This window comes from Rhodospirillales bacterium (genome assembly GCA_016699855.1).
Classification (GTDB): domain Bacteria; phylum Pseudomonadota; class Alphaproteobacteria; order Reyranellales; family Reyranellaceae.
Genome location: CP064988.1, coordinates 3,337,135 through 3,355,464, shown reverse-complemented (window position 1 = coordinate 3,355,464; position 18,330 = coordinate 3,337,135). Strand labels below are relative to the sequence as shown.

The window sequence follows — 18,330 nt, the reverse complement described above, 5'->3', positions numbered from 1 at the left end:
CGCCAGCCTGACGCACGGAAGCTACTACAGCCGGACCCACGCCGCGAGATCGCGCGCCGTCGCGCCGACCTGGCGCAAGCGATTGAAACGACGCCGCTCTTCCGCCATGTTGCGGAAATACCACGACCACCGACCGGCCCCGCCCGCGCGCATCCGCGCCGCGCCGCGCCGATGCGAAGAGATGGGACGATGACCGCCAGCACCGCGAATTCCGGACTCCGCGCGATCGCCGCCGCGGCCGTCCTCGTCGGCGCCGTCGCGGCGCATCCCGCGGCCTGGGCGCAGGCTGCGCCAGCCTACACTGTCCATTGCAAGGCGACCGAACCCCGCATGGACTCGACGCCGGAACTGAAGGACGCGCTGGGGGCGATCGGGAAGCAGGACTGGGACCGCGCCGAGACGCTGCTCGCGCCGCTGGTCGCGCGCAAGGACCGCCGCGCCCAGACCCTGCTCGGTGGTTTCGTCTACGGCAACGAGAAATCCAAGAAGCACGACCCCGCCAAGGCGCTGGCGCTGCTCAAGGACGCCGCCGAGCGCTGCTTCCCGCCGGCGATGGAGATCTACGGCGTGGCGCTGGGATCCGGCATGGGAGGCGCGACCGATCTGGTCGAGGCCTACAAGTGGATGGTGCTGGCGTCGCGCGAGGGCCTGAAGACCGTGGTCGCGCCGATGTCGCGGATGTCCGAGAGCATGACCGACGACCAGCTCGCGCGCGCCAAGCGCGCGGCCGACGAGTTCAAGCCGCGGTCATGAGCCGGCGCGCGCGCCGTATCGCCGGCGTCGCCGCGGCGCTGGCCTTCGCGTCGATATCGTCGACGTTCACGCCGACGCCGGGCCGCGCCGAGAGCGACGACGCCGTGGCGCTGCGCTCGGGCATCGCGTCGGTCGAGCGTGGCGACACCGCCGCGGCGGAGGCGTCGCTGCGGCCGCTGGCGGCGGGCGACGCGGAGGCGGCGGCGTGGCTCGCGGCGGCGCTGCTCGACCGCGGCGACGCGTCAGGCCTGCGGGAGGCGATCGGCCTGCTCAAGCGGGGCGCGGAGTCCGGCAATCCGCGCGCACGCCACCTGCTGGCGCTGCAATACGCCGCCGGAAAGGGCGTGCCGCGCGACGAGGCGCGGGCGGCGAAGCTGTTCGAGGAGGCGGCCGAGGGCGGCATCGCGCGCGCCGCGTACAACCTCGGCTTCCTCCACGCCACCGGCCGCGGCGTGCCCAAGGATCCGGCCGAGGCGGCGAAGTGGTACGAGCGCGCCGCCAAGGACGGCGATCCCTACGGCGCCTACGCGTTCGGCCGGTCGATCGAGACGGGGCCGCGCGCCGACGCCCGCGCCGCCGAGATCGTCAAAGCCTACCGCGCGGCGGCCGAGCGTGGCCATCTGCCGGCGGCGCTGCGGCTGGGCGCGCTGCTGGCGGCCGGGCGCGGCGCGAAGCGCGATCTCGGCGCGGCGCGGATGTGGCTGAAGCACGCCGCCGACAACGGCTTTCCCGAGGGCGCATTGGCGCTGGGCGATCTCGCCGCGGCCGAGGCGACCGGACGTGGCGCGCGCGCCGCGGCCCAGGCCGCGGTCGGCTGGTACACCATCGCGGCCGAGGCCGGTCTGGCATCGGCGCAGTTCAAGCTCGCCAACGCGTACTTCGCCGGCGCCGGTCCGGAGCGCGATTTCGCGGTCGCCGAACGCTGGTACATCCGCGCCGCCGACCAGGGCGACGCCGACGCGCAGTACACGCTCGGCATCTGGCGCAGCGGCGGGATCGGCGGCAAGAAGGACCCGGTCGACGGCTACAAGTGGCTGCTGCTGGCCGAGAAGCAGGGCCACAGCAACGCGATGAAGGTCCGCGTGCGCACCACGTCGTCGCTCGCGGCGGCCGACGCGCGCAAGGCCGAGGCCCAGGCCGGCGCGTTCCGCGCCAAACCCGAGCGCGCGCCGGCGCGACCCGACGATCCGCCGCCACCGCTCAAGCCGCCCGCGACCACGACGCCGTGACGCCGCGCCGCGGTCAGGCCGCGAGCGCCGCCTGCCAGGCGCGCGGTCGCGCCGCGCGGTCGGGCGGACGGTCGATCTCCGCGATCGTCTCGAGCGCCGCCCGCAGCAGCACCATGCCGTCGCCCGCGCGCCGCACGGTTTGTCCGCCCCACGAGCCGGCGGCGTCGCCGACGACGCACACATGCCACAGGATGTCGGCGCCGATCGGACCGACCAAGGCGAGGCGGCGGCGCAGCTCCGCGCGCGCCGACAACGCCGCGCCGCCCGGCGTGGTCTCGCGCCAGCCCGCGCCGGACGTCGACGCGATCCGGGGCGCGTAGCGCTGCGTCACCCGGGCGCCGAAGCAGGCGCGCTCCGCGAGATACGCCAGCGCCATGCCGGCGTCGTGCTGCCTCTGGTCGATCTCGCCGCGCCCGAGGTAGCGGTCGAGCGGATGGGCGCGCTGCACCCGGGCGCGCACCACGCCCCGGCCTTCCTCCGGCACGCGCTCGTCGACCACCGCGTCGTGGCGGCGGCGCTCCGCCGTTCCCGTGTCGCCGGCCGGCGACCGCGCCGCCACGCGCGCCGCGCGTCCCGGCCGCGTCATCGGCCGGTCCCCGCGCGGGTGAACCAGTACTCGTAGTGCATGTCGGCGAGCCGCCGTTGCCAGAGAAACCCCAATCCAGCGGGCGGGGCCGGACGGCGGCGGCGGCGCTCGTCGGCCTCCGGCGCCGGCGGATTGGCCTGCCGCCACATGAAATTCGCCAGTCGCGACACCGCGCGGCCGCGGTCGGCGCGCCAGCGGGCCGGCGCGCCGTGGCCCGCCTCGACCGCCTCGTCGCGTCCGATGCGGTCGGTCGGCAGGTAGCCGCGGTACCAGCACAGGGATTGGCCGGGCGCGAGGCGGTCCAGCCAAGCGGCGATCTCGCGGGTGGTCGGCACGTCGGCGCCGGCCAGCGCCAACGGCATCTCGGCGGAAAATCCGGCTGGGCCGCCCGGATTGGCTCCCGGGACGCCATGCGCCACCGCAGCTTGATCGATGAACCCCACTGCCGCCTCCTTGAAGTATCCGCTGACCAAAGAAAATATACGCATGGAGGTTTTATTGTCAATGCATATAAGGCATATCAAGAACAGCCGCCCCTGACGACAGCCGATCCTTGCCGCTGAAATCACGTAATAACAAACACGGATGCCAATAACCGCTTGACTCGTTAACATTAATATTCAGTATATATTCTCTATAAGACAACCCGATAGGAATGGCGATGCGGGAGCCGTATTGGGATCTCGGTCAACGGGTCAAGACACTGCGCAAGCAGCACGGCTTGACCCAACAGGAATTCGCGACCCGGCTCGGCGTCACCCAGCCGACCGTGCATCGCTGGGAGAAAGGCGCGTTCGAGCCCGATCCGCAGACGCTCGAGGCGCTGTCGGAGCTCGCCGGCATGTCGGTCGCGGAGTTCCGCTACAGCCCCGGCAGCGCCTCCCGCAGCCTGGTGCCGGTAGTGGGCTACGTCGGCGCCGGCGCCGAGATCTTCCCGATCGACGACCATCCCGTCGGTTCCGGCCTCGACATGGTCGACGCGCCGCCGGGCGATTCGCTGGGCACCGTCGCCGTCTATGTCCGTGGCGAGAGCATGCTGCCGGTCTATGGCGACGGCGACACGCTGTTCTACGGCCGCGATCCGCAGGCGCATGGCGTCGAGCTCGGCACCTGTCTCGGCCGCGACTGCGTCGTGAAGGTCGCCAACGGTCCGACGCTGGTGAAGCGGGTCGAGATGGGCGGCGGCCGCGGACAGTACACGCTGGTGTCGTACAACGCCGCGCCGCTCGTGAACGTGCGGCTCGACTGGGCCAGTCCGGTGCGTTGGATCAAACGGCGCTGACGAAAACGGCCCGCCATGGCGGGCCGTGCAGGCGCGATCCGGCGGATCGCGGGAGGCGCCGGGGCGCCTATTTGTGCGGACAGCTCGGCGGACGCGGCCCCGGCCAGCCCGGCGGCGGGCACGGCGTCGCCGCGGCGTAGGCGCGGCGGTCGAGCTTGATCAGCGTCGGCGCGGCGTAGGCGGCGCCGGCCGCGAGGCCGAGCTTCGCGAGCGCGCGACGGCGGCCGACGGCGGCGTCGCGCGATGCCGGCGTCAGGGCTTTGTCACCGGCGTCGGAAGGGTTACGCATCACACCAAACTCCATGCGAAATCACTTGCGCCAATTATCCTAACACTACCACATGACCTCATTATTGGCTAGCGGAGCCCGGTCGATGCTGGTGGATCGGCATCGCTGTTGGACATGCCGTGGGCGTGCGCACGGAAGCCGCGCTTACGCAGCGCTGGTGAGGCCATCGAAGATTCCGCGCGATCCGGAACGCCCGTCCTTCTCGCTGACGTCCGCCGAGTTGGATCGATCCAGCCGCCCTACATCTTCGGGCAGCTCGCGGGACGCACAACGTTCGTGCCTGGCGGCGGGCACGGCGTCGCCGCGGCGTACGCCCGACGATCGAGCTTTATCAATGTCGGCGCCGAATAAGCGGCGGCGGCCGCGAGGCCAAGCCTCGCCAAGGCGCGACGCCGGCCCGAGGTCGCGTCGGACCGAGGCGCACAAGCCGTTGTGTCGCGACTGTTGGAAGTGCCACGCATTGAATCGCCCCCCGCATCGAATTACTTGTAGCGTTACTACTTTCAACAATACTTCCGTGGATAGCACGCACTGCCGCCACTGGCGAGCGCGCGACTGCCGCACACCCTGGAACGCGATGACAGACGTCCCTCAGGCTTCCGCGCCCACGCGTCCGGATGTCACGACGGCGGTGAGCCGCGGCGCCTGCCGTCTCTGGCGCGCACGTAACGCCGCACCCTTGGTTGAGGTTCCGCTGGCCGACGGCCGCCGCGCCGACATCCTGGCGACGGCGGTGGACGGCGACGTCGCCATCGTCGAGGTGAAATCCTCGATCGAGGATTTCCGCGTCGACCAGAAATGGCGCGACTACCTGGCGTGGTGCGACCGGTTCTACTTCGCGGTCGCGGCCGACTTTCCGCTCGACATCCTGCCGACCGACGTCGGCGTGATCGTCGCCGACGCGTTCGGCGGCGAGATCGTCCGGCACGATCCGCGCGATCCCGCGACGACGCGGCTGGGCGCGGCGCGCCGCAAGGCGCTGCTGATCCGCTGCGCCCGGCTCGGCGCCGAGCGCCTGCAACGGCTGGTCGACCCGCAGGGACTCGCGGCGCTCTGAAAGCGGCCGGTCAGGGCGCGGCCCTTGCCGGCGCCCGGAGATCATGCGACGGCGCTGCGAGCCCGATCCGGAGAACCCGCGCCGATGCCCAAGCCCGTCCTCCAGCTGCTCGCCCTCGGCGGCACGATCGCCACGCGCCCCGGCGCGTCCGGCGGCATGACCCATGGCCTCGGCGCCGACGACCTCGTCGCCATGGCGCCGGCGCTGGGCGGCATCGCCACTATCCGGGCGGAGACCGTCGCCCGCGTCGGCAGCTACAGCATCACGATCGACATGGTGCACGCGCTGGCCGCGCGCATCCGCGACGCCGCCGCGACCGGCGCCGACGGCGTCGTGGTCACCCAGGGGACCGACACCCTGGAGGAGACGGCGTTCCTGCTCGACGCGCTGCTCGACATCGACATACCGGTGATCGTCACGGCGGCGATGCGCAATCCGTCGCTGGCCTCGGCCGACGGGCCGGGCAACCTCGTGGCGGCGGCGCGCGTCGCGGCGGCCCCGTGGGCGCGGCAGCGCGAGGTCGGCGTGCTGGCGGTGATGCTCGACCACGCCCACGCCGCCTTCGACGTCGCCAAGACCGAGACCAGCCGGATCGACGCCTTCCGCAGCGCCGCGACCGGCCCGGTGGCGACCATCGTCGAGGACCGCGTCGTGCCGCTGACGCGCCCGGTGCGCGCCTGGAAGGACGCCGTCCGCGCCGTCATCGGGTCGATCCCGCCGGCGCGCCTGGCCGAGGCCGGCACGCCGCCGGTCGCGCTGCTATGGCTCGGGCTCGGCGAGGCCGGCGGCCTGCTCGACGCCATGGCGCGCGCCGACGACGCGCTGGGCCATGGCGGGCTCGTGCTCGGCGCCATGGGCGGCGGCCACGTGCCCGATCCGTTGCTGGACCGCCTGTTCGCGCTGGCCGCGCGCCTGCCGGTCGCCGTGGCGCCGCGCGCCGGCGGCGGCCCGCTGCTGCGCCGCACCTACGAGGGGCCGGGCTCCGAGATGGCGTTGCGCGCCGGCGGGCTGATGTACGCCGGCCGCCTGCATCCGTTGAAGACGCGCCTGCTGCTCGATCTACTGCTGCGCGCCGGCTGCGACCGCGCCGCGATGGCGGCGGCGCTGGACGCCTGCGAATGACGCGGCGGCGCTAGCGCACCTCGGCGCGGCGCGCCAGATCGCCGGTCGCCGCCAGCCACGCCTCGACCGACGCGACGGTGACGACGGAATAGCGGTTGGCCTGGTCGGCGTCGCGCGGATGGTCGTCGAAACGGACGTTGGCCTTCATGCCGGCGCCGATGCGCTCGAAACCGGTCAAGCGCACGACGTGCGGCGCGTATCCGGTGGCGCGCAGCCGCGCGATCGCCGCCTCGCGTCCGCCGCCGATGTCGCCGATCTGGGCCAGCGCGAGGTTCTCCAGCACGAACTGGTTGGAGTTCTGGTAGCTCGTCGCGAACGGGTACGACATGGCGCTGTAGAGCGGCTGATGCAGCGTGAGCGCCACGCCCGATCGCAGCCGCGCCGCCAGCGCCGTCCGCGTCGCCGGCCCCGGCACCAGCACCAGCGCGTCGTAGACCAGCGGATCGTCGAGGAAGAAGTTCACCAGACCCTGGCGGTACAGGCGCGAGTACCGTCCGGCGCAGTCGTTCAGCAGATGCGTCACCTGCCAGCGCGCCGCCGGATCGTCGCGCCACGCGATGCCCGCGTGCGTCCACACGATGCCGTGCCGGCGCAGGTCGGAGCCGACCCGGGCGATGATCGCGATCTCGGCGCCGGAGGCCTCCAACGCGCGCTCGAGGCGCCGCGCGGCCGCCGACGCGGCGACGACTTTATCGACGCGCTGGCCGGCCGACGGGTCGCAGGCCGGTTCCCCGGCCCGAGCCGCCGGCGGCGCCATCCACGGCGCCGCGAGCGCCGCCAGGATCAGGCCGATGCGGAGCCCGCGCGTCGTCACGCGGCGCGGCCGAACTCGTCGCGCGCCACGAAGGCCACGACGTCGCCGTTCTTGTGCAGCACGATTCCGGATTCCGCCGCCACGGTGCGCAGGCTGTCGCCGATGCGCAGCTTGGCGGTGCGCACGACCCGCGCCGGCAGGCGGACGTCGGCCCGCAGCGTGCCGCCGCCGTCCACCAACGAGATCACCGCCGCCGCGCCGTCCGCCGACACCGCCGAGACCGACCAGGCGCCGACCATGCTGAGCGTGGCGGCGGCGTCGCGGCCAGCGCCGCGCACCGCGCCGCCCCGTCGCGAGCGCAGGTCGGAGACGTCGATGGCCGAGCCGAACACGATGGGGAAGCCGATGGCCGACAGGGCCGCGACGCTCTGGGCGCGCATCGAGTCGGGGCCGGCGATCATGCCGCAGATCACGGAGCCGAACGCCGCGACGCGGAAATGCGGTAACACCATCGGCCCCTCCTTTCGTGAATGTCCACTCATTTTTAGATGAGCGAACACTCAGAGTCAAGAGGCCGATTCCGCCGTTGCCGAAGATACGCCGCGGACCTAGCCGGCATCCCCGAGGCAGATGTCCAGACCGCGCGCGGTGCGCACCAGTGGGCCGAGCGGGTCGACGACATGTGGTACCGCCACGACCTCCTCGAGCGGTACGTCGATCACGTCGCGGTTCCACCACGCCACCATGCGGCCGGTCCGGCCCTGCGCCACGAGGTCGACCGCGTGGACGCCGAGCGCCGAGCCGAGCAGCCGGTCCTCGGCCGTCGGCGTGCCGCCGCGCTGGACGTGGCCCAGCACGGTGACGCGCGTCTCGGCGCCGGTCAGGTCGTCGAGCCGGTCCGCCAGCCAATGGCCGATGCCGCCGGCCGCCTTGACCGCGGCGGCGTCGACTCCGGCCGGCCGCGCCGCCTCGGCGACGACCACCAGCGCGAAATTGCGCCCCGCGACGCGCATGTCCTTCACGTGCCGGCCGACGGTCTCCAGCGTCCAGGCGATCTCGGGGATCAGCACCACGTCGGCGCCGCCGGCGATGCCGGCCGCGATCGCGATATGGCCCGCGTCGCGGCCCATCAACTCGAGCACCATCACCCGGTCGTGGCTCGCCGCCGTCGGCTGCAGCCGGTCCAGCGCCTCGGTCGCCGTCGCCACCGCCGTCGTGAACCCCACCGCGCGCTCCGTGCGCGCGACGTCGTTGTCGATGGTCTTCGGGATGCCGACGAACGGGATGCCGCCCTGGGCCGCCAGCCTCGAGAGGATCGCGAGGCTGCCGTCGCCGCCGACGCCGATCAGCGCGTCGAGGTCGAGCGCGCGGAAACCCTCGATGATCTCGGCCGACCGGTCCTTGACGGAACCGTCCGGCATCGGGAACGCGAACGGATCGCCGCGGTTGGTGGTGCCGAGGATCGTGCCGCCGAGCCGCAGCAACGCCGCGTCGTCGTCCTCCGGCCGCAGCTCCTCGACCTCCACCGGGCGCGCCAGCAGCCCGTGCGTGCCCTTGTGGATGCCGACGACGTTCCAGTCGTAGCCGTGGTGCGCGCGCCGCACGACGGCGCGGATCACGGCGTTGAGCCCGGCGCAGTCGCCGCCGCTGGTCAGAAGGCCGATGCGCTTGCCCATGCCGCGGTACTCCTTCGACGCGGCGCTGGAGCGCGCGCGTCCCCACACCTACCATGGCGGCGACGAGGGAGCGAAACACGCCATGGCCATCACGTTGCAGTTCTTCGGCGCCGCCGGCACGGTCACGGGCTCGTGCATGCGCTTGACGACGCCCGAAGGCGAGATCGTGGTCGATTGCGGCCTGTTCCAGGGGTCCAAGACGCTGCAGGAGCTGAACTACCGCGAGCCGCCGGTGTCGCCGTCGCGCGTCGCGGCGGTGCTGCTGACGCATGCCCATCTCGACCACACCGGCCTGTTCCCCAAGCTGGTGGTCGCGGGCTTCCGCCGCCGCGCCTACGCGACGCCCGGCACCTGCGACCTGTCGCGCTGGATGCTGCCCGATTCCGGCGCCATCCAGGAGGCCGAGGTCGAACGTCTGAACCGCCGTCGCGACCGCCGTGGCAGCGGCCGTGTCGAGCCGATCTACACGCGGGCCGACGCCGAGGCGGCGGTCGAGCGCTTCGCGCCGACGCCGTTCGACGAGGCCTTCTCGCCCCTGCCCGGCGTGACGGCGGTGTTCCGGCGCGCCGGCCACATCCTCGGCGCCGCCTTCGTCGAGACGACCATCGACACGCCGGACGGGCCGCTGCGCCTGACGTTCTCCGGCGACATCGGGCCGCCCGGCCAGACCCTGCAGCGCGATCCCGTCCCGCCGGCGCCGGCCGACTTCGCCGTGCTGGAGTCGACCTATGGCGACCGCGTCCGCGAACGGCGCGACGAGGAGCAGCGCCGCGACCGGCTGCGCGGCGAGATCACCGACGCGCTGGCCGCCGGCGGCAACGTGTTGATCCCCGCCTTCGCGGTCGAGCGCACGCAGGAGCTGCTTCACGACCTGCTGACGCTGATGCGCCGCGGACGCCTGCCGCACGCGCCGGTGTTCCTCGACTCGCCGCTGGCGCACCGCGCCACGGAGGTGTTCCGCAAACACCAGCGCGAGCTCGATCTCGACAGCGCCGGCGACCCGTTCGGCGCCGCCAACGTCTCTGTCACGCGCACCCCCGACGAGAGCAAGGCGATCGGACGGGTCAAGTCGGGCGCGATCATCGTCGCCGGCTCCGGCATGTGCGAGGCCGGGCGCATCAAGTACCACCTCAAGGACCACCTCTGGCGGCCGCAATCGACCGTGCTGTTCATCGGCTACCAGGCCGCCGGCACGCTCGGCCGCCTGATCCGCGACGGCGCGCCGACGGTGCGCATCCACGGCGAGACGGTCGAGGTCCGCGCCCGCGTGCGCGCCATCGGCGACTATTCGGGCCACGGCGACCGCGACGATCTCGTGAACTGGATCCGCCCGACCTTGCCGACCTTAGGTGCGCTGTTCCTGACGCATGGCGAGCCGGCGGCGCGCGACGGGCTGTCGTCGGCCCTCCAGGCCGCCGGGTTCGCGGCCGACCGCGTGGTCCAGCCGCGGCTCGACTCCTGCTACGCCTTGGAGAAGCGCGACGGCGTCTGGCGCGCGGCGATGATCGACGGCGGCTGCCGGCTCGACGCGCCGCAGGTCGAGGCCGCGACGCGCGGCCGGGACTGGCAGAGCGATTTCGCCGAGATCCTGCTCGACCTCGAGCACCGGCTCGACCGCGCCGCCGACGACCGCTCCCGCCGCAAGATCCTGCGCGACGTGCGCCGCGCGCTGGACTCCGTCGAGCCGCGGTGACGCCGCGCCAGCGGCGAACGCTCTAAGCCCAGCCGCCGGCGTGCGGCAGCACGTGGCCCGTGATGAACCCGGCCCCGTCGGAGATCAGGAAGCAGATCGTGGCCGCGATCTCCTCCGGCCGGCCGAGCCGGCCGAGCGGGATCTGGGCCGTCATCTTCGACATCGCCGCCTTGTCGGCCAGCAGCGCCGGCGGGAAGTAGTCGGGATTCTCGACGTAGTTCGAGCCCAGAGCGTTGACGGTGATGCCGTCGCGTCCCAGCTCCTTGGCCAGCGACGACACCAGCCCGTTGGTGGCGGCGCGCGCCGAGACGTACATCGAATAGTTGGCGATGCCGCGCAAAGGCGCGGCCGACGACACGAACAGCACCTTGCCGCCGCGGCCGCCGGCGCGCATGTGCGGCACGACCGACTGCGTCAGCGCGAACGGCCGCACCGCCATGGTCTCGAACGCGGCGCGGTAGTCGTCGAGCCGGGCCTCGACCAGCGGCGCGCGCTGCGCCGGCCAAGCGTCGTTGTTCACCAGCGCGTCGATCCGGCCGTGGCGCGCCATGACGGCGGCGGCGACCGGGCCGGGCTCGCTCTCGGCCAGCGCCGTCGAGCCGGCGAACTCCGCCTGCCACGCCTTGCGCGCCTTGGCCTCGGCGAAGGACTCGTCGGTGACGACGACCGAGGCGCCTTGCGCCTGCGCCATCCGCGTGGCGGCGCGGCCGGCGAAGCGCGTGACGTTGGTGACGAGGACGATCTTCCCGCGCAACGGCATGTCAGGCCTCCGTATGGGTCCACACGACCCTAGCACGCCACCGGCCGGTCGCGCCGCTTCCGCGCGTCCGGGCCGCCCGCTATGGTCGGGGCATGAGCCCCTCCATCGTCGTGGTCGGCGCCGGCCCTTCCGGATTCTACGCGGTCGACGGCCTGACGCGCGCCCTGCCGGAATGCCGCGTCGACGTCGTCGACCGGCTGCCGACACCGTTCGGTCTGGTGCGCTTCGGGGTCGCGCCCGACCACCAGGGCACCAAGGGCGTGGCCCGGCAGTTCGACCGGCTGCTGACGAAGCCCTCGATCCGCTTCCTCGGCGGCGTCGAGCTGGGGCGCGACGTGTCGCTCGACGAGCTGCGCGACCTCTACGACGCCGTGGTCATCGCCATCGGCTGCCACCGCGACCGCCGGCTCGGGATCCCCGGCGAGGACCTCGCGGGCGTGTTCGGCTCGGCCGCGTTCACCGCGTGGTTCAACGGCCATCCCGACTTCGCCGCGCTCGCGCCGCCGCTGGCGGACGCGCGGTCGGTGGCCGTGATCGGCAACGGCAACGTCGCCATCGACGTCGCCCGCGTGCTGGCGAAGACCGCCGACGAGATGGCGAAATCCGACATCGCGCCGACCGCCGCCGCCGCCATCGCCGCGGCCGCGCTACGCGATATCGGCATCCACGGCCGCCGCGGTCCCGCCGAGTCCAGTTTCACGAACAACGAGCTGGCGGAGCTGGGGCGGTTGCGCGATTGGACGCCCGTGGTCGCCGCCGACGCGCTCGGTGGAATCGACGCGCCGGAGTCCGACCCGGCGCCGGAGCGGATGCGCAAGCGCAAGAACCTCGAGATCCTGCGCGGCTTCGCGACCGACGACCGGCCGCGGCGGCTGACGTTCCATTTCCACGACATGCCCGTCGCGCTGCACGGCGTCGACGGCCGCGTGCGCGCGGTCGAGTTCGCCGACGCGCGCGATCCCGCGCGCCGGCGCCGCGCGCCGGCCGATCTCGTCGTCACCTGCATCGGCTACGATATCGCCGCGCCGGCCGGCCTGCCGCTGGAGCGCGGCCGGCTGGCGCAGGACGACGGCCGCGTGCGCGGCCTGGACGGCGTCTACACGGTCGGCTGGGCCAAGCGCGGACCGTCGGGCGTGATCCCGACCAACCGCGCCGATTCGCTGGCCGTGGCGGAACGGATCGCGGCCGATCTCTCCGCCGCGCCGGCGGCGGCGAAAGCCGGACCGGACGGCCTCGACGCGCTGCTCGCCTCGCGCGCGGTCGCCGTGGTCGACGCCGCGGGATGGCGCCGCATCGACGCAGCCGAGACCGCGGCCGGCGCCGCCGAGGGCCGGCCGCGGGTGAAGCGCGCGACATGGGAAGCGCTCAGGGAGGCGGCGCGATGACGACGATCCTGGTCACCGGCTTCGAGCCGTTCGACCGCGAGACGGTCAATCCGTCGTGGGAGGTGGCGCGCCGCCTCGACGGCTGGCGCTGCGACGGCCATGTCGTGGCGGCGCGGCTGCTGCCCTGCGCCTTCGACGCCGTGCTGCCGGCGCTGGACCGCCACATCGGCGAGCTGGCGCCTGAGATCGCGATCTGCGTCGGCCAGGCCGGCGGCCGCGTCGAGATGTCGGTCGAGCGCGTCGCCATCAACGTCGTCGACGCGCGCATCCCCGACAACCACGCGCGCCAGCCGGTCGACGTCCCGGTCGTCGCCGGCGGGCCGCCGGCGTATTTCTCGACCCTGCCGATCAAGGCCACGGTGGCGCGGCTGCGCGCCGCCGGCATCCCCGCCGGCGTCTCCAACACCGCCGGCACCTTCGTGTGCAACCACGCCTTCTACGTCGCGCGCCATCTCGCGGCGACGACGCGGCCCGGGCTGCGGCGGACCGGCTTCATCCACATCCCCTACCTGCCGGAGCAGGCCGCGCGCCATCCCGGCGCCGCCAGCATGTCGGTGGAGACGCTGCTGGCCGGCATCCGCGTCGCGATCGAGACCGCGCTCGACGTCGAGGGCGACATCGCCCTGCAGGCCGGCGCGACGCATTGAGCGGGTCCCTCTCCACCGCGCGGCGGGGGAGGGTGAAAAATGCGCCGCCCTCCTAGTCCAGCCGCACCGACCAGCCCTTGAGCGCCTCCGACGACGGCGGGTAGCGGTCCATGACGCGGGCGTCGTGGCCGGGCACGACCATCTCGAGGCGGCCGTCGGCCAGCTTCTTCAGCCGGTCGTAGCCCGCCAGCATGTCGGCGACGTTGAACACGATCGCGAACAGCTTGTCCTCCTCCAGCCCCCCAGTAGTAGTGCGCCGCGTCCGACGCCAGCACGAGCCAGCCGCCGCGCGTCCAGATGCGCACGGACTGGATGCCGGCGGTGTGGCCGCCGATGTGGTGGACGCTGAGGCCGGGCGCGATCTCGTCGTCGCCGTCGTGGAACACGACGCGGTCGCCGTACAGCGCGCGCACCATCGCCACGACTTCCTCGACCTCGTAGGCGTGGCGGAACGGCTTCTTGGTCATGTGCCGGCCGGTGGCGAACCGCATCTCCATGTCCTGCAGATGGTAGCGCGCCTTCGGGAACAGCGCCCAGCCGCCGACATGGTCGTAGTGCAGATGGGTGATGATCACGTCCTCGACGGTGGCGGCGTCGACCCCGAGGTCGCGCAGCGTGACCGCCGGGCTGCGCATCATCTTGCGGCCGCGCTTGCCGCCGACCTCCTCGCTGAAGCCGGTGTCGATCACGATCGGCTTGCCGCCGACCAGCCGCCTGCCGTCCTCGCCCAGCGGGATCGCCACCCAGACGAAATAGTCCATGGGATGATCGGCGTCGTGCGGATCGGCCATGATCTGCACCTCGTGGCCCTTGCGCGGCAGATGGCCGTACTTGCAGGCGTGGACTTCGTAGGTCGGAAGGTTCGGCATCGGGCGTTTCCAGTGTTGTCGTTGGCGATGGAGCGCGGCCATGCTGCGCGATGCGGCGGCGCTTGCCAACATGCCGCGGACCGCGCCGGGGTCAGATCAGCAGCGCGCCCTCGAGCATCAGCAGCCGCCGCTTGGTCTCGACGCCGCCGCGGCCGGAGTACCCCGTCATGCGGTCGCCGGCGCCGAGCACGCGGTGGCAGGGGATGACGACGGGGATCGGATTGGAGCCGCAGGCGCCGCCGACGGCGCGCGCCGTGCCGCCCAGCGCGTCGGCCATCTCGCCGTAGGTCATCGTCCGGCCCCACGGGATCGCGCACATCAGATCCCACACGGCGTGCTCGAACGGCGAGCCGGCGGGCGCCAGCGGCAGGTCGAAATCCCGCAGGCGGCCGACGAAATACGCGTCGAGCTGCGCCAGCGCGGCGCGCAGCACCGGCGATTCCCCCGGCGCGGCGTTTCCACCGATCCCCGCCTCGACCCAGCGGATCGACGTCACGACCTCGCCGGCCACGTCGACCTGGAGGCGGCCGACCGGCGTGTCGATCCAGCCCGGCGCCCGCGCGCCGATGGCGTCGGGCGCCGGCGGCGGCCGGAAGCGCGGGGATGCCGCGATTTGTTCCATGCCGCGAGGCTAGCCCCGACGGCCGCGATTTGCCAACATGCCGCGAAGGGGAGATTCATGGCTCGGCAGGACGGTCCTTCGCGAATCGGCCGGCGCGCGGCGTTGATCGGCGGCCTGGGCGGCGTCGCGGCCGCGGCGGACGCGGGCGCCCAGAGCGGCCAGGGCCAGCAGCGGCCGCGCGCGGCGCCGGGCACCGCCGGACTGCCGCCGATCGTGTTCGTCCACGGCAACATGGACACGGCCGCGCTGTGGCACACCACGATGTGGCGCTTCGAGTCGAACGGCTATCCGCGCAACCTGCTGCACGCCATCGACTTCCCCTACCCCACCGCGCGCACCGACGATTCCCGGCCGCAGCCGTTCCGCTCCTCGACCACGGACCAGCGCGACGAGCTGGCGGCCTTCGTCAAGCGGGTCCTCGCCGACACGCGGCGGCGCAAGGCGGCGCTGGTCGGCAGCTCGCGCGGCGGCAACCCGATCCGCGCCTTCCTCAGGAACGGCGGCGCCGACTCCGTCTCGCACGCGGTGCTGTGCGGCGCGACGAACCACGGCGTGGTCGTCTCCGACACCGTGCTCAAGGGCAGCGAGTTCAACGGCGCGGCGCCGTTCCTGCGCCAGCTCAACGCCGGCCCGGTCGAGACCGTCCCCGGCGTCGCCTTCCTGACGTTGCGCAGCGACAAGCTCGACAAATGGGCCCAGCCGGACGGCCAGTTCCTCGGCATGCCGGGCAAGCCGACGGGGATCTCGTACGACGCGCCGGAATTGAAGGGCGCCACCAACGTCGTGCTGCCCGGCCTCGACCACCGCGAGGTGGCTTTCGACAAGCTCGCCTTCCAGAGGATGTACGAGTTCATCGTCGGCCGTCCGGCGGCGGCGACCTTCATCGCGCCGGAGCCCGAGCCGGTGCTGAACGGCAAGGTCACCGGCGTCGCCGAGGGCGGCGTCTACACCAACCTGCCGGTGCGGGACGCGACCGTCGAGATCTGGGAGGTCGACCCGCGCACCGGCGCGCGGCGCACGGCGGCGCCGGCGCATCGCAAGGCCACCGGCGCCGACGGGCTGTGGGGGCCGTTCCGGGCGCGCAAGGACTGGTGCCTGGAGTTCGTGGTCGCCGTGTCGGGCAGCCCGGTCACGCACATCTACCGCTCGCCATTCCTGCGCTCGAGCGACGTCATCCACCTGCGCCCGGCGCTCTACGCCAAGGACGAGGAGAAGGCCGGCGCCGTCGTCGTGATGAGCCGGCCGCGCGGCTATTTCGGGCACGGCCGCGACAAGTTCTCGCTCGACGGCAAGGTGCCGCCGGGGATCAACGAGGGCGTGCCCGGCACCTCGACCGGCCGGCTGACGTTCGAGCCGGCGCCGCCGCGCACGGTGGTGGCGGTGTTCAACATCGAGACGATCGCGACGCGGACCTGGCCGGTGAAGGACAACCGCATCGTCGTCGCCGAGTTCCACAACTGAGCGCGGTCCGACCCGCGCGGAAACAGTCACCATGGCGAAGCTCTCCCTGCGCGGCCTGACCAAGCGCTTCGGCGCCGTCGCCGCGGTCGACGCCGTCGACCTCGATCTCGGCGACGGCGAGTTCGTCTCGCTGCTGGGCCCGTCGGGCTGCGGCAAGACCACGACCCTGCGCATGCTCGCCGGCTTCGTGCCGCCGACCGAGGGCCGCATCGAGATGGGCGGCCTCGTCGTGTCGTCGCCCGCCAGCGTCGTGCCGCCGGAGAAGCGCGGCATGTCGATGATCTTCCAAAGCTACGCCATCTGGCCGAACATGACGGTGGCGGAGAACGTCGCGTTCGGGCTGAAGCTGCGCAAGCTCGGCCGCGCCGAGATCGAGGACAGGGTCGCGCGCATCCTCGACGTCGTGCGGCTGGGGGCGCTGAAGGACCGCTACCCCGCCGAGCTCTCCGGCGGCCAGCAGCAGCGCGTGGCGCTGGCGCGCGCCATCGTGGTCGAGCCGCAGGTGCTGCTGCTCGACGAGCCGCTCAGCAACCTCGACGCCACGCTGCGCGAGGAGATGCGGTTCGAGATCCGCCGCCTGCACGACGAGTTCAAGGTAACCTCGGTCTACGTCACCCACGACCAGGCCGAGGCGATGGTGACGTCGGACCGCATCGTGGTCATGAACCACGGCCGCATCGAGCAGATCGACACGCCGCAATCGCTCTACCTGCGGCCGCGCACACGTTTCACCGCCGGCTTCATCGGCCGCACCAATCTGCTGGAGGGCGTCGCCGACGGCGGCGTGCTGCGCTTCGACGGCTTCTCGATCCCCGCCGCCGCCGTGCCCGGCGCGCCGGCCGCCGGCAAGGTGGCGGTCTCGATCCGGCCGCACGCCATCGGGTTGCGCGCCCGCGTCGACGGCGGCGATCTCATCGGAATCGGCATCGCCGGCGTGGTCCGCAAGCGCGCCTATCTCGGCGATTCGTGGGACTACCAGGTCGCGCCCGCCGGCGCCTCCGACGCCGCGATGCTGCGTGTCAGCGCGCCGCCGCACGAGGCCGTCGATATCGACGCCGCCGTGACGCTGGTGATCGACCCGAAGCAGATCGCCGTCGTCGCCGATTGAGCCGCGACCTTCATGCCCCCTCTCCCGCCGTGCGGGAGAGGGTTGGGGTGAGGGGTCGCACGCATGTCGTCGGATCCCGTCGTCGCGAACGCAGCGAGGGATCTTTCCGCCGCTGAAAGATCCCTCGCTGCGCTCGGGATGACGAAATGGGCGACGCGACGGGCATAGGGCGCGGAGCGAAGTGCTTCCCGCTCCCTCACACCAGCGCCGCCAGCGTGGCGCGCAGCTCGGGGATGCCGGCCTTGGTCTCGCTGCTGGTGGCCAGCGGCTCGGGATGGGCGGCGGTGTGCTTGGCGGCGACGGCGCGCGCGGCGTCGAGCGCGGCGCCGACCTTCGACGGCGGCACCTCGTCGATCTTGGTCAGGATCAGCTGGTAGACCACCGCCGCCTTGTCGAGGTTGCGCATGGTCTCGCGGTCGCTCTCCTTCACGCCGTGGCGCGAATCGATCAGCAGGCAGACGCGCGCCAGGGTCGGGCGGCCGCGCAGATAGGCGGCGGCGAGATCCTGCCAGCCGGCCTTCAGGCTCTTCGACACCTGCGCGAAGCCGTAGCCCGGTAGATCGACCAGCGCGAGCCGGCCGTCGAGATCGAAGAAGTTGAGCTGCCGCGTGTGGCCGGGCTTGGACGACACCCGCGCCAGCGTCGTGCGCCCGGTGAGCGCGTTGACCAGGCTCGACTTGCCGACGTTGGAGCGGCCGGCGAACGCCACCTCCGGCGCGCCGATCGGCGGCAGCGATTCTATCGAGGCCGCGCCGGCGATGAAATCGCAGCGCCCCGCGAACAGCCGCCGCCCGGCCTCGATGGCCTCGTCGGTGAATTGAGTGTCGTCGGTCATGGCGGTGGGCCGCTTCAAGATGGTGGCGCGGTCGGCGGAAGGCCCCTCATCCGCCCTTCGGGCACCTACTCCCCCGAAGACGGAGGAGAAGGGAAGAAAGCGACATCGCCTTCCGGGGAGCAAGGTGGCGCGGAGCGCCGGATGGGGGCCCTTCCGTCGCGCTCGCCGCGCCGGATGGACGAGCCGCGCTGTAGCATGCCGA

Annotated in this window: 19 protein-coding genes and 1 pseudogene; 10 read left to right on the top strand and 10 right to left on the bottom strand. The window is 72.8% G+C overall.

Annotation, left to right across the window (positions count from 1 at the left end; all coding sequences use genetic code 11):
* Positions 1-189: 189 nt before the first annotated feature.
* A complete protein-coding gene (locus IPK81_15770; GenBank protein QQS11053.1) occupies positions 190-753 on the top strand; it encodes a sel1 repeat family protein in 564 nt (187 codons plus the stop codon).
* Entirely contained in the window at positions 750-1,982 is a 1,233-nt protein-coding gene (locus IPK81_15765) for a sel1 repeat family protein (protein QQS11052.1), read from the top strand. Before IPK81_15770 ends, IPK81_15765 begins: the two co-directional genes overlap by 4 nt.
* A gap of 13 nt (positions 1,983-1,995) precedes the next feature.
* Here IPK81_15765 and IPK81_15760 read toward each other — a convergent pair whose 3' ends face one another.
* Positions 1,996-2,568, bottom strand: coding sequence for a hypothetical protein (locus IPK81_15760; GenBank protein ID QQS11051.1), 573 nt, complete (start codon positions 2,566-2,568; stop codon positions 1,996-1,998).
* Positions 2,565-2,930 carry a hypothetical protein gene (locus IPK81_15755; protein QQS11050.1) on the bottom strand — a complete coding sequence of 122 codons (366 nt, stop codon included), beginning with the start codon at positions 2,928-2,930 and terminating at the stop codon, positions 2,565-2,567. The genes IPK81_15760 and IPK81_15755 overlap by 4 nt, the downstream gene beginning before the upstream one ends.
* Positions 2,931-3,229: 299 nt before the next feature.
* Here IPK81_15755 and IPK81_15750 point away from each other — a divergent pair, with 299 nt between their 5' ends.
* The gene (locus IPK81_15750) at positions 3,230-3,850 is read left to right on the top strand and encodes a helix-turn-helix transcriptional regulator (GenBank protein ID QQS11049.1); all 621 of its coding nucleotides are present in this window, start codon (positions 3,230-3,232) and stop codon (positions 3,848-3,850) included.
* A 67-nt stretch (positions 3,851-3,917) separates the two neighbouring features.
* Here the strand turns inward: IPK81_15750 and IPK81_15745 are convergent, their stop codons facing one another.
* Positions 3,918-4,139 (bottom strand): hypothetical protein, encoded by a 222-nt coding sequence (locus tag IPK81_15745; protein QQS11048.1) that lies wholly within the window; start codon positions 4,137-4,139, stop codon positions 3,918-3,920.
* Positions 4,140-4,716: 577 nt separating this feature from the next.
* Between IPK81_15745 and IPK81_15740 the strand changes: the two genes are divergently transcribed.
* Positions 4,717-5,196 (top strand): MmcB family DNA repair protein, encoded by a 480-nt coding sequence (locus IPK81_15740; GenBank protein QQS11047.1) that lies wholly within the window; start codon positions 4,717-4,719, stop codon positions 5,194-5,196.
* A gap of 84 nt (positions 5,197-5,280) precedes the next feature.
* Positions 5,281-6,318 (top strand): asparaginase, encoded by a 1,038-nt coding sequence (locus tag IPK81_15735; protein ID QQS11046.1) that lies wholly within the window; start codon positions 5,281-5,283, stop codon positions 6,316-6,318.
* A gap of 10 nt (positions 6,319-6,328) precedes the next feature.
* Here the strand turns inward: IPK81_15735 and IPK81_15730 are convergent, their stop codons facing one another.
* From IPK81_15730 to IPK81_15720, 3 genes are all read right to left on the bottom strand, one after another.
* Positions 6,329-7,132 (bottom strand): DUF2145 domain-containing protein, encoded by an 804-nt coding sequence (locus IPK81_15730; GenBank protein QQS11045.1) that lies wholly within the window; start codon positions 7,130-7,132, stop codon positions 6,329-6,331.
* Positions 7,129-7,584, bottom strand: a complete 456-nt coding sequence (locus IPK81_15725; GenBank protein QQS11044.1) for a hypothetical protein — start codon at positions 7,582-7,584, stop codon at positions 7,129-7,131. The genes IPK81_15730 and IPK81_15725 overlap by 4 nt, the downstream gene beginning before the upstream one ends.
* A 96-nt stretch (positions 7,585-7,680) precedes the next feature.
* Complete coding sequence (locus IPK81_15720) at positions 7,681-8,748, bottom strand: ATP-dependent 6-phosphofructokinase (protein QQS11043.1); 1,068 nt, start codon at positions 8,746-8,748, stop codon at positions 7,681-7,683.
* A gap of 82 nt (positions 8,749-8,830) precedes the next feature.
* On the opposite strand from IPK81_15720, the gene IPK81_15715 reads away from it, so the two are divergent.
* Positions 8,831-10,441: an MBL fold metallo-hydrolase gene (locus tag IPK81_15715; GenBank protein QQS15143.1), complete on the top strand. Its 1,611-nt coding sequence runs from the start codon at positions 8,831-8,833 to the stop codon at positions 10,439-10,441.
* A 22-nt stretch (positions 10,442-10,463) separates the two neighbouring features.
* On the opposite strand, the gene IPK81_15710 is transcribed toward IPK81_15715, so the two are convergent.
* Entirely contained in the window at positions 10,464-11,201 is a 738-nt protein-coding gene (locus IPK81_15710; GenBank protein QQS11042.1) for an SDR family oxidoreductase, read from the bottom strand.
* Positions 11,202-11,293: 92 nt separating this feature from the next.
* On the opposite strand from IPK81_15710, the gene IPK81_15705 reads away from it, so the two are divergent.
* Both IPK81_15705 and pcp read left to right on the top strand, forming a co-directional pair.
* Positions 11,294-12,586: an FAD-dependent oxidoreductase gene (locus IPK81_15705; protein ID QQS11041.1), complete on the top strand. Its 1,293-nt coding sequence runs from the start codon at positions 11,294-11,296 to the stop codon at positions 12,584-12,586.
* Positions 12,583-13,233 (top strand): pyroglutamyl-peptidase I, encoded by a 651-nt coding sequence (gene pcp / locus IPK81_15700; protein QQS11040.1) that lies wholly within the window; start codon positions 12,583-12,585, stop codon positions 13,231-13,233. The genes IPK81_15705 and pcp overlap by 4 nt, the downstream gene beginning before the upstream one ends.
* A gap of 52 nt (positions 13,234-13,285) precedes the next feature.
* Here pcp and IPK81_15695 read toward each other — a convergent pair.
* Positions 13,286-14,144: pseudogene (locus IPK81_15695) on the bottom strand (N-acyl homoserine lactonase family protein).
* A gap of 49 nt (positions 14,145-14,193) precedes the next feature.
* Positions 14,194-14,724 (bottom strand): methylated-DNA--[protein]-cysteine S-methyltransferase, encoded by a 531-nt coding sequence (locus IPK81_15690; protein QQS11039.1) that lies wholly within the window; start codon positions 14,722-14,724, stop codon positions 14,194-14,196.
* 57 nt (positions 14,725-14,781) lie between these two features.
* Here IPK81_15690 and IPK81_15685 point away from each other — a divergent pair, with 57 nt between their 5' ends.
* Both IPK81_15685 and IPK81_15680 read left to right on the top strand, forming a co-directional pair.
* Positions 14,782-16,185: a hydrolase gene (locus IPK81_15685; GenBank protein QQS11038.1), complete on the top strand. Its 1,404-nt coding sequence runs from the start codon at positions 14,782-14,784 to the stop codon at positions 16,183-16,185.
* Positions 16,186-16,216: 31 nt separating this feature from the next.
* Entirely contained in the window at positions 16,217-17,293 is a 1,077-nt protein-coding gene (locus IPK81_15680; protein QQS11037.1) for an ABC transporter ATP-binding protein, read from the top strand.
* Positions 17,294-17,489: 196 nt separating this feature from the next.
* Here the strand turns inward: IPK81_15680 and IPK81_15675 are convergent, their stop codons facing one another.
* Positions 17,490-18,128 (bottom strand): YihA family ribosome biogenesis GTP-binding protein, encoded by a 639-nt coding sequence (locus IPK81_15675; GenBank protein ID QQS11036.1) that lies wholly within the window; start codon positions 18,126-18,128, stop codon positions 17,490-17,492.
* Positions 18,129-18,330: the final 202 nt, after the last annotated feature.